Below are 10,148 nucleotides of genomic sequence, written 5' to 3'. Positions count from 1 at the left end.
GGCATGCCCTCGGACCGGTGCAACCGGCGGATCTCCGCCCAGTCCTCCACCTTGATCACCCTCCACAGTGGAGGGGGTCAGATTTCGGCCGTCGCCTGGGGGTCAGTATTCACGCGTCGCCGACAACTTCGACCGGCACCTGACCGCCACGCCCGAACCGCTCCTGGCCGAGTTCTGGGCCACCGGCTGCCGACCATGCCAAGCGCTCATGCCGATCCCGCGAGAGATCGCCAACGAGTACACCGCGATTGCGGACCGCCACCGTGAAACTCGCCGATGCCCCCGGCCTCGCTCGCGTCACCGAAGGACAGCCGACCCAACGCATCACCGAGATCACCACCAAGGCCGCACTGCCGACCGCGCGCTAACACAGGCCGCTCGCGATGTAGCCCAGTAAGGCCGCAGCTTGGGCTGCCATCCATCAGCCGCCTGACCACATGGGTGCCCTGGGGTGAAAGGTGTCTTCGTGCTGCTTACCCGACAGACTCCAGCACCGCCCCCACGATCTCGCCGCGTGACCATACGACGGCACGCCGGGTGCCGCGCCGGGCGTCCGCGGATGATCAAGGAGACGCCAGGTGACCGGCACCGCCGCCGAGAACGAGTCCGTCGAGGAGCCGGTCCAGACACCGCCGGGTGCGGCGTCGGACGATCAGTTGATCGCGATGCTGGTGGACCGTGCTCGAACCTCAGGGGCTGCAACTGACCGGTGAGGGCGGGCTGCTGCAGCAGCAGACCAAGCGGGTGCTGGAGTCCGCGCTGCAAGGCGAGATCACCGACCATGTCGGCTACGGAAAGCACGACGCGTCCGGCCCGGGGCAGCGGAACAGCCGCAACGGGGCCCGGGCCAAGACCATGTGTTCACCGAGTTGAAGAACCGCGGCCTGGCCGATGTCCTGGTGCTGGTCTGCGACGGGCTGAAGGGCCGGCCCAAGGCGGTGGAGACGATCTGGCCCCGCACCGTCGCCCAAGCCTCCGTGGGGAGTTCGGCTGGGACGAGTTCGCCGGCTTCAGGCTCGGCTCGGGGGAGTCACGACATGGGCTTGTGGTCGACACCGCCCGCGACCGGCGCGACGCCATGGTCGTCGGGGCCCATGACCGCCTACCGCAATGCGCTGCGCGAAGCGTCGGCCGCGTTCGGCGGGAGCCCGGCGCGGCGCCCCTGCCCGGGCTCCAGCAGCCGGATGGAGGGGACGGCGGTCCAGTCGCGCGGGTCTGAGGCGAGCGGCGTGCTGGTCCCCGATCAGGTCCCGGTGCCGGGGGCGCGCCGTATTCGGCCCCATGGGCAGAATGCTTGAGCGGCTGGAGGTGTCTGAATGCAATATGGACGAGTACAGCCCCTCCCGCACCTGTTGCATCGCCAAGGCCATCGACGCCCTGCATATCCGCGAGAGCCCATCACGCTAAGTACGTCGTGAAGACGCTACCGAGCAGTTGGTCGAAGCGCTTTCCATGCCGAGGCGGCCACGTAGTGGAATTCTTTCCGAATACTGCAACGATGAGAGCCCCGGGAGGCCCGGGGCTCTCATCGCATTCACGACATGCTCACTGTCACAGTCCCGAGCGGGGCCGGGTCACCATTTGTGCGTCGTTCCGTGCTCGAGGTTGTAGTACATGCCGATGTGGGTGTAGAAGTTCATCGCGCCGAAGAGCAGGAGCACCACGCCGCCGATGATCCAGGCCCAGACGACCCAGCGCAGCAGTTGAGGCCGTTCGGTCCAGAGTGCGGTCGCGAAGAGCAGGGCGCCGATGGCGATGATCCCCCACAGTCCGCCGAGGAACAGGGCCTCGATGAGCGGCAGGTGCCCGAAGCGGCCACTGATCGGCTCTTCCGGCGGAGCAGCGCCAAGCTGGAAGCGGACGAACGTCACGGCTAGGACCGCCATGCCCAGGCCCAGCGTGCCGACGAAGATGCCAGCGGGTTTCAGAGCGGCGAGTGCGGCGGTCTTGGTCTGCTCGGTGTCGCCGAAGAGGGCACGGTTGCGCCACAGGTACACCGCGGCGAACGTGAGCAATGCCCCGAAGCCTGCGGCCGGCTGACCGAAGGCGATGTTGGCGTACTCGAACCCGTCGCCGCCGAAGGGCCAGGTCACCGTGGTGTGCAGCCCGAGTACCAGCAGCAGGAGCCCGGTGACGCCGAAGAACGCCGCCCATCCTTCACTTTCGATGGGTTTTTTGCGAATGAGGAGGTTGAGAAATGCCGCCACCCCCAGCAGTCCCGCGCCTGCCGTGATAGCCACCAACTCGTTGTAAACGACCATGCGGCCCACATCCGTTCTGTTGTCGGAGCGCCTACTCGCCCCAGTAGTTCAAACTTGGATCATCAGTACAACGTTGCGGATCTGAACTTATTCCCGAACGTCGCTGTGGCTCTCCCTCGGCACTCGCGCGTGTCCCGGGGAGGATGGTGCCGAACGTTTTCCTCCATGGCCGACGCTGCAGCCTTTTGGCGGGGGCGACCTTAGCGGCGAACAGTTGCCGGATCTTCGCGGGGGTCATCACCGGCGTCTCGCGTGTGTTGCGGTCGGTCTTTGGATGAGTTGAGCCGAGCCTGATCCGGCTGAGTTGCGCGCTTTACCTGCCGGGTAGTCGGCCTATGGCAGCGGCCCCGCAACACTGGGAACGAGCAGGTGCGGGGTACGGGCACCTTCTCGGCGCATTTGGCGTGATGTGGGGGAGGGCACGTGGACCAGGTGATCATTGGAGCGGTCGGGGTCTTCTTCGCTGTGATGGGGCTCTGCGGTCTGATTGCGCCGGCGTCGCTTCTGGCCCCGTTCGGGACGGAGGTGAGGTCGGTGGACGGCCGGAACGAGGTCCGTGCCGTCTATGGTGGATTCGGGCTTGCGGTGGCGGTGGCTCTAGGTCTGGCCGCAGCCGACGCCGGCGGGCTGCGCGAGGGCGTGGTGGTGGCGGTGGTATTGGCCCTGGCGGGGATGGGTGCCGGCCGGGTCGTCTCCATGGCCGTTGAGCGGCCGTCGGCCTTCTATCCCACCGTCTTCTATCTGCTCGTCGAGTTGGCGCTCGCGGCCGCCCTGCTGAAGGCCCTCTGAAGTCTCATCGGCAACTCGGGGTGCGGATGGGGCCGGGCTCACCGTTCTGCAGGCCTTCGGGCGTGTTCCCCCGAGCGCATGTCGCGGGAAGACCTACGACGCGACCGTACGACTCGGGGATGATGCGTTGCCGGCGGCGGGTCGGTGCGGGTGATGTAGAAGTGCATGCTCGCGTAGTCGAAAATCCTCAGCCAGGGCCACGCCGCCTTCTTCGCGTTGTCCTCAGCAACCGCACCAGCAAGCGCATCGCGGGCCGCTCATCTGTCGTCCACTGGGATCGGGGAAGTCCATGAAGCCGGCGTGATCTTGGCTGGCGGGGCGGGTCGGTGACTCCCACGAGCGGGCAGCCGCGTCCGCGATGGGGGCGGGCGTGGCGGCGCCGCTGTGACCAGCGCTTCGAGAAGTCCGGATGCGGCTCCCGAGGGCGGTGTGACGGTGCGGGTCCGGTGGGCGGGAAGTTGCCGGTGGCCTCTTGACACCGAGCGTGGCGCACGTCACGGTGTACGACATTAACTGACGCATCAGTCAAACAACCCCCGGAACGGGAGGGTCGATGAAGACCACCAGGTTGCTCGCCATCGCCTCGGCGGCGGGCTTGGCCGTCGCGCTGAGCGCCTGCGGCGGCGGCTCGGGCGCCTCCGATTCCTCGCTCACGGTGACGATGTGGGGCGGGGCCGCCCAGAAGGCGCACGTCGACTCCTACTTCACCCCCTGGGCCAAGACCAAGGACGTCACGATCAAGCAGGACTCGCCCACCGACTACGCCAAGATCAAGGCGCAGGTGGAGGCGGGCAAGGTGACCTCGGGGCCGACGGAGGTGGAGCCGAACTTCGCGAACACCGCCTGCGAGAGCGGGCTGCTGGAGAAGCTGCCGCAGGACATTCTCGACAAGGCCAAGGCGACGGGGGTCGCCGAGAGCCAGATCGGCCCGTGCGCCATCCCGATCCTCCAGTACTCCTTCACGATCGCCTACAACTCGAAGACCTTCTCGGGCGCGCACCCGACGACGTGGGCCGAGTTCTTCGACACGCAGCGCTTCCCGGGCAAGCGGGGCTTCTGGAAGTACGCGACGGGCGGCATGTTCGAGGCCGCGCTGCTCGCGGACGGCGTCAAGCCCGACCAGCTGTACCCGCTCGACATCGACCGGGCCTTCCGGAAGCTCGAATCGATCAAGAAGGACATCGTCTTCTTCGACACCGGCGACCAGATGACGCAGATGCTGGCCAGCGGTGAGGCGCCGCTCGTCCAGGCGTGGAGCGGGCGGATCTTCCAGGCTCAGCAGGCGGGGGAGAAGGTCGCGAACGAGTGGAAGGAGAACCTGGTCTCCTACGACCAGATCGTGGTGCCGAAGGGCTACCCGAACAAGGACCTCGCCTTCGAGTGGATGCGCTGGTTCCTCGACAACCTCAAGGCGCAGGCCGCGGACGCCGAGGCGTCGATCTACGGTCCGGCCAGTGAGAAGGCGCTCGAACTGGTGCCGGAGAACATCCGCAAGGAGCTGCCGGGCTTCCCGGCCAACGCGCAGAACTCCGCGGGTCTCGTGGACTACGCCTACTGGGCCAAGAACTACGACGGTGTGACCGAGCGACTGAACGCGTGGATCGCCAAGTGACGTCGGCCACCGCTGACTCCCCGGCGGGCAGGGTCCGGGGGCGGCCCCGCCCGCTGCGGCCGCCCCGCTGGACGCGCTTCGACGGCTGGGGCGTCCTCGTCCTGCCGCTGCTGGTCTTCCTGGTCCTGGTGTTCGTGGTGCCGCTCGTCGTCATGCTGTCCCGCAGCCTGACGGACCCGACCGTCGGCCTCCAGAACTACCGCGACGTCTTCGCGAACGCCGTCTACCCGCGCGTCCTCGGGAACACGTTCCTGATCGCGACGATCGTCACGGTGGTGACGCTCGCGCTCGCCTACCCCTACGCCTACCTCATGACGCTCGTCGGGCCCGGCTGGCGAATGATCATGATGGGGCTGGTCCTCGTGCCGTTCTGGACGAGCATCCTGGTGCGCAGCTTCGCGCTCGTGCTGTTCCTCCGCGACACCGGCGCATTCAACTCCACGCTCCAGTCGCTCGACCTGGTCGACCAGCCGATCCCGCTGATCCGCACGCTCGGCGGCGTCGTCTTCGGCATGGTGCAGGTCGCGCTGCCCTTCGCCGTCCTGCCGATCTACGCGACCATGCAGGGCATCGACCGGCGCCTGCTCCAGGCGGCGGAGTCGCTCGGCGACCGCCCGGCCGGCGCCTTCTGGCGGATCTTCGTTCCGCTCAGCGCGCCCGGAGTCGCGGCGGCGGTGCTGCTCACGTTCGTCCAGGCGCTCGGGTACTACATCACGCCGGCGCTGCTCGGCGGCCCGAAGAACACGATGATCGGCGAGCTGATCGTGCAGCAGGTCAGCACCGTGCTCCGCTTCGGCTTCGCCGCGGCCCTCGCGACGATGCTCCTGCTCACCACCCTCCTCCTGCTCGTGGTGGCCGGACGGTTCGTCGACCTCCAGAAACACCTGATGCGGCAGCCATGACAAAGATCCTCACCCGTGCCGGACTCGTGACCCTGGCCGCCGTCGTCGGCGTCTACCTCGTCCTGCCGGTCCTCATCGTCGTCCCGATGTCGTTCTCCGACAGCTCGTTCCTGTCCTTCCCGCCCGGCGAGATGTCGCTGCGCTGGTTCCGCAACATCCTGGACGACCCGGTCTGGATCGACTCGGCCCTGGCGAGCCTCAACGTCGCGCTGCTGTCGTCGGTCTGCGCGGTCGTCCTCGGCGTCCTCGCGGCCCTCGCCCTGGTGCGCGGCAGCCTCCCGTTCCGCAACACGATCATGGCGGTGCTGCTGGCGCCGCTGATCGTCCCCTACGTCATCGTCGGCCTGGCGGCCTACATCGCCTTCCTGGAGCTCGGGCTCACCCAGACGACGCTCGGCTTCGTCCTGGTCCACACGTGCCTGGCCGTCCCCTACGTCGTGATCAACGTCGTGGCGGGGCTGGTCTCGGTCGACCGGCGGCTCGAGATGGCCGCGATGAGCCTCGGCGCGGGACCGGTCACGACGTTCTTCAAGGTGACCCTCCCGCTCATCCTCCCGAGCGTCCTCGCCGGCGGGCTGTTCGCCTTCTTCATCAGCTGGGACGAGGTCGTCACCGCGATCTTCCTCTCCGGCCCGGAGATGACGACGCTCCCAGTCCAGATGTGGTCCGGTATCCGGGTCCAGATCGATCCGACCGTCGCGGCCCTCTCGACGCTGGTGCTGGTCGTCATCTTCGGCTCCTTCACCGTCCTCGGCCTGACCCGGCTGGTCCGGCAGGTCGCCCGCCGCCGCACGGCACGTCCCGCAACGAACACAGGTGCATGACATGACCGCAGCCCTAGAGACGACGCCGGCCCCGGCGTCGACCGGTGCCCCGATCTCCATCGGCGCAGTGAGCAAGGAGTACGGCGACAACACCGTGCTGGAGTCCATCGACCTCGACGTCCGGGCGGGGGAGTTCCTGACCCTGCTCGGCGCGTCCGGTTCGGGCAAGTCCACGCTGCTGAACATCGTCGCCGGCTTCACCCGTCCCACGGCCGGGACCGTCGAGGTGGACGGCCGCGACATCACCTCCCTGCCCCCGCACAGGCGCGGCTTCGGCATGGTGTTCCAGCACTACGCGCTCTTCCCGCACATGTCGGTCGCCGACAACGTCGCGTTCCCCCTCAAGCGGCAGAAGACCGCCAAGGCGGAGATCCGGCGGCGGGTCGCCGAGACCCTCGACCTCGTCGAGCTCGGCCACCTCGGCGGACGGCGCCCGGCCGAGCTGTCGGGCGGCCAGCAGCAGCGCGTGGCCCTCGCGCGGGCGATCGTCTTCCGGCCCCGCGTCCTGCTCATGGACGAGCCCCTCGGCGCACTCGACAAGCTGCTCCGCGAGCAGCTCCAGCTGGAGATCCGGCGGCTCCACAAGGAGATGGGCATCACCTTCGTCTTCGTCACGCACGACCAGGACGAGGCGCTGACGATGTCCGACCGCATCGCCCTGCTGCGCGACGGGCGCATCGTCCAGCTCGGCACGCCCGAGCAGCTCTACGCCGAGCCGAACAGCCGCTACAGCGCGGAGTTCGTCGGGGCGTCGAACGTCTTCACCGGGACCGTCCGGGACGGGAGCTTCGTCGACGCGGACAGCGGCCGGAGCTACCGGCTCGACGGGCCCGCGGACGAGGGCGGCGCGGCCCTCATGATCCGGCCGGAGCGTCTCGGCATCGCCCTCCCGGACGCCCCCGTCCCTGACACGATGGACCGCGTCGAGGCGATCGTGGAGGACTGCATCTACCTCGGCAGCAGCCGCACCGTCCAGCTGCGCACGGACGCCGGCCGGCGGCTGGTGGCGAGCACCGGGGTCCCCCGGACCCCGGACGGGGTGGCCCCCGGCGCGCGGGTGAACGCGTACTGGGACGTCCGCGACGCCTGCGTCCTCGACTGACCCGGAAGGAGTGAGCAGCATGACGAGCATGACGGGCGGCGAGGCACTCGTCGCCGGGCTGGCCGCGCACGGCGTGGACACGATCTTCGGGATCCCCGGGACGCACAACCTCACGGTCTACGCCGCCATGGCGCGGCACGGGATCCGGCACGTCTCGCCGCGCCACGAGCAGGGCGCCGGCTACGCCGCGGACGGGTACGCGCGGTCGTCGGGACGGCCGGGCGTCTGCCTGACCACGACCGGTCCGGCGATCCTCAACGCGGCCGCGGCCGCGGCGCAGGCGTACTCGGACTCGGTGCCGGTCCTGTTCGTGTCGCCAGGGATGCCGCTGCGCCACCCGGGCCGGGGCAACGGCCTCCTCCACGAGGTCAGGGACCAGAGCGCCGCCATGGCGGCCGTCCTCGGCCGGAGCCACCGGGTGACGAGCGTCGAGGAGATCCCGCTCGCCGTGGCCCAGGCGTGGACCGACCTGGTCTCGGGACGCCCCCGCCCGGTCCATCTGGAGATCCCGCTCGACCTGCTCGAAGAGCAGGCGGACGTGACCGTGCCCGGTCCCGTCCCGGCCGCGGCCCGCACTCCGGCGGCGGAGGCGGTCGAGGCCGGAGCGGCGGCGTGCGCCGCCGCTCGGCGGCCGGTGCTCGTCGTCGGCGGGGGAGCGGCGCGCGCCGGTGGCGAGGTGCTCTCCCTGGCGGAGGCGGTCGGCGCCCCGGTCGTGTCCACCGCCAACGGCAAGGGCGTCGTCGCGGAGGACCACCCGCTCTTCGTGGGCGCCGGGCTCCAGCACCGGTGCGTCCTGGAGCTCCTGGACGACAGCGACCTCGTCATCGCGGTGGGGACCGAGTTCGCCCCGTCCGACTGGTGGATCGGGCTGCCCGACCTGGCCGGCAAGGTGCTGCGCGTCGATGTCGACCCGGCGCAGGTCGTGACCAACGTGATCCCGGCGGTGTCCCTCGTCGGGGACGCCGCACTCGCGCTCCGCGCCCTGCTGGAACGGCTCGACGTCCCAGCGCCGGCGGACGCGCCGGAGCGGGCCGCGAGATGGCGCGACCTGCACCGGACTGCCGCGCGGGAGGAGGGCGCGCCCTGGCTGCGGATCGTGTCCGCGATCGCGGAGGCGCTGCCCCGCGACGCGATCGTGGCGTCCGACAGCGCGATGGCCTGCTACTACGGCGCGCTGTCGAACCTGCCCCTGCACCGGCCGGGCGCCTTCCTCTACCCGACCGGGGGCGGCACGCTCGGCTTCGGCCTCCCCGCGGGCATCGGCGCCAAGACCGCCCACCCGGACACGGCCGTGCTCGTCCTGCAGGGCGACGGCGGCACGATGTTCACCGTCGCCGAGCTGGCCGCGGCGGCCGAGCTCGGGATCGCGCTGCCCGTCGTCGTCGTCGACAACGGCGGCTACGGCGAGATCCGCAACGAGATGGCGGACCGGGACGAGCCGGTCCACGCCGTGGCCCTCGGCCGGCCCGACTTCCCCGCGCTCGCCCGCTCGCTGGGCTGCCGCGGCGTCCGGGTCGAGGACGCCGCCGAGCTGACCGGCGAGATCAAGGCGGCCCTGGACGCCGACCGGCCCACGCTCATCCACGTCCGCGAGGAGAGCCGCGCCGCGAGGGGCATGGCATGACCAAGCCCGTCGCCGTCTACACCGACGTGGTCGACACCGACCCGACACCCGGCGTGGAGCTGCTGGAGCGGGCCGGGTTCGCGGTGCGGTTCGCCCGCACGCCCGCGCCCGCGGACATCGTGGCCGCCGCCGCGGACGCGGACGCGCTCCTGCTCGGCTACGCCGAGGTCGGCCGGTCGCTCCTCGACGCGCTTCCCGGCGTGGGCATGGTCGCCACGCAGTCGGCCGGCTACGACATGGTCGACCTCGACGCCTGCCGCGAACGCGGTGTCTGGGTCGCCAACGTTCCGGGCGCCGCCACCGAGGAGGTCGCGTCCCACGCGCTCGCCATGACGCTCGCCCTGCTGCGCGGGCTGCCCCGGCTGGACCGCGACGTCCGCGCCGGGATGTGGGACGGCACGCGGCACGACCTGCGGCGGCTCTCGGAGACGACCGTCGGCGTCGTCGGCCTCGGGCGGATCGGCCGCCGCTACGCCGGCTTCGTCCGGCCGCTCGCCGGCCGCGTCGTCGGGCACGACCCCGTCGCCGCCGACGTGGACGGCGTCGAGCCGATGGAGCTCGACGCGCTGCTGGCGTGCAGCGACGTCGTCAGCCTGCACCTGCCCCTGACCGATGCCACCCGGAACCTGCTGGACGCCCGGCGGCTCGGCCTGATGCGCGCGGGCGCGGCGCTCGTGAACGTGTCGCGCGCGGGCCTGGTCGACCACGGCGCGCTCCTGCGGTGCCTGGACGCGGGCCGCCTGTCCGGCGCCGCCCTCGACGTGCTGCCGCGGGAGCCGCCCGAGCCGGACGACCCGCTCGTCCGCCATCCCCGGGTGCTCGTCACACCGCACGCCGCGTACCTGTCGGCGGCCAGCACCCTTGACTACGTGCTCGAACAGGCCCGGAACGTCGTCGAGTGGCACGCCCGCGGCCGGCCCGTCTCCGCCGTCCTCGAAGGGCGGCGAACAGGGCCGGGCGCGGGGCCGCGACCGGCGCTGGACTGAGCCGCGGCCGTCTGACAACCTGACCATTTACAGCACACGAGGTGAGAA

Annotated in this window: 8 protein-coding genes and 3 pseudogenes; 10 read left to right on the top strand and 1 reads right to left on the bottom strand. The window is 70.4% G+C overall.

What is annotated here, in order from left to right:
* Window positions 1-67: 67 nt before the first annotated feature.
* From ABFX46_RS43715 to ABFX46_RS43710, 3 pseudogenes are all read left to right on the top strand, one after another.
* Window positions 68-232: pseudogene (locus ABFX46_RS43715) on the top strand (thioredoxin domain-containing protein); the annotation flags it as partial.
* Window positions 233-665: 433 nt separating this feature from the next.
* A pseudogene (locus ABFX46_RS41290) lies at window positions 666-858 on the top strand (transposase); the annotation flags it as partial.
* A pseudogene (locus ABFX46_RS43710) lies at window positions 855-980 on the top strand (transposase); the annotation flags it as partial. The pseudogenes ABFX46_RS41290 and ABFX46_RS43710, both read left to right, overlap by 4 nt.
* A 594-nt stretch (window positions 981-1,574) precedes the next feature.
* Here ABFX46_RS43710 and ABFX46_RS41285 read toward each other — a convergent pair.
* Window positions 1,575-2,261 carry a DUF981 family protein gene (locus ABFX46_RS41285; RefSeq protein ID WP_346049745.1) on the bottom strand — a complete coding sequence of 229 codons (687 nt, stop codon included), beginning with the start codon at window positions 2,259-2,261 and terminating at the stop codon, window positions 1,575-1,577.
* Window positions 2,262-2,684: 423 nt separating this feature from the next.
* Between ABFX46_RS41285 and ABFX46_RS41280 the strand changes: the two genes are divergently transcribed.
* The 7 genes from ABFX46_RS41280 (at window position 2,685) to ABFX46_RS41250 (ending at window position 10,100) form a co-directional block, all read left to right on the top strand.
* A complete protein-coding gene (locus ABFX46_RS41280; RefSeq protein ID WP_346049743.1) occupies window positions 2,685-3,050 on the top strand; it encodes a DUF4345 family protein in 366 nt (121 codons plus the stop codon).
* 553 nt (window positions 3,051-3,603) lie between these two features.
* Window positions 3,604-4,662, top strand: a complete 1,059-nt coding sequence (locus ABFX46_RS41275; protein ID WP_346049741.1) for an ABC transporter substrate-binding protein — start codon at window positions 3,604-3,606, stop codon at window positions 4,660-4,662.
* On the top strand, window positions 4,659-5,564 hold the full coding sequence (locus ABFX46_RS41270) for an ABC transporter permease (protein ID WP_346049739.1): 906 nt from the start codon (window positions 4,659-4,661) through the stop codon (window positions 5,562-5,564). The genes ABFX46_RS41275 and ABFX46_RS41270 overlap by 4 nt, the downstream gene beginning before the upstream one ends.
* Window positions 5,561-6,388, top strand: a complete 828-nt coding sequence (locus ABFX46_RS41265; protein ID WP_346049737.1) for an ABC transporter permease — start codon at window positions 5,561-5,563, stop codon at window positions 6,386-6,388. Before ABFX46_RS41270 ends, ABFX46_RS41265 begins: the two co-directional genes overlap by 4 nt.
* A gap of 1 nt (window position 6,389) precedes the next feature.
* Window positions 6,390-7,490 carry an ABC transporter ATP-binding protein gene (locus ABFX46_RS41260; protein WP_346049735.1) on the top strand — a complete coding sequence of 367 codons (1,101 nt, stop codon included), beginning with the start codon at window positions 6,390-6,392 and terminating at the stop codon, window positions 7,488-7,490.
* 19 nt (window positions 7,491-7,509) lie between these two features.
* On the top strand, window positions 7,510-9,114 hold the full coding sequence (locus tag ABFX46_RS41255) for a 5-guanidino-2-oxopentanoate decarboxylase (protein ID WP_346049733.1): 1,605 nt from the start codon (window positions 7,510-7,512) through the stop codon (window positions 9,112-9,114).
* Window positions 9,111-10,100: a C-terminal binding protein gene (locus ABFX46_RS41250; protein ID WP_346049731.1), complete on the top strand. Its 990-nt coding sequence runs from the start codon at window positions 9,111-9,113 to the stop codon at window positions 10,098-10,100. The genes ABFX46_RS41255 and ABFX46_RS41250 overlap by 4 nt, the downstream gene beginning before the upstream one ends.
* Window positions 10,101-10,148: the final 48 nt, after the last annotated feature.

The sequence above is a fragment of the Actinomadura chokoriensis genome (genome assembly GCF_039529475.1).
Classification (GTDB): domain Bacteria; phylum Actinomycetota; class Actinomycetes; order Streptosporangiales; family Streptosporangiaceae; genus Spirillospora; species Spirillospora bangladeshensis.
The sequence above is the reverse complement of the archived record's forward strand: the minus strand, read 5'-3'. Positions and strand labels throughout refer to the sequence as shown.

What these genes read in the sequence shown, in the direction of transcription:
- ABFX46_RS41285 (WP_346049745.1), bottom strand. Translation starts at nt 2,261, where the DNA reads ATGGTCGTTTACAACGAGTTGGTGGCTATCACGGCAGGCGCGGGACTG.
- ABFX46_RS41275 (WP_346049741.1), top strand. Translation starts at nt 3,604, where the DNA reads ATGAAGACCACCAGGTTGCTCGCCATCGCCTCGGCGGCGGGCTTGGCC.
- ABFX46_RS41265 (WP_346049737.1), top strand. Translation starts at nt 5,561, where the DNA reads ATGACAAAGATCCTCACCCGTGCCGGACTCGTGACCCTGGCCGCCGTC.
- ABFX46_RS41260 (WP_346049735.1), top strand. Translation starts at nt 6,390, where the DNA reads ATGACCGCAGCCCTAGAGACGACGCCGGCCCCGGCGTCGACCGGTGCC.
- ABFX46_RS41255 (WP_346049733.1), top strand. Translation starts at nt 7,510, where the DNA reads ATGACGAGCATGACGGGCGGCGAGGCACTCGTCGCCGGGCTGGCCGCG.
- ABFX46_RS41250 (WP_346049731.1), top strand. Translation starts at nt 9,111, where the DNA reads ATGACCAAGCCCGTCGCCGTCTACACCGACGTGGTCGACACCGACCCG.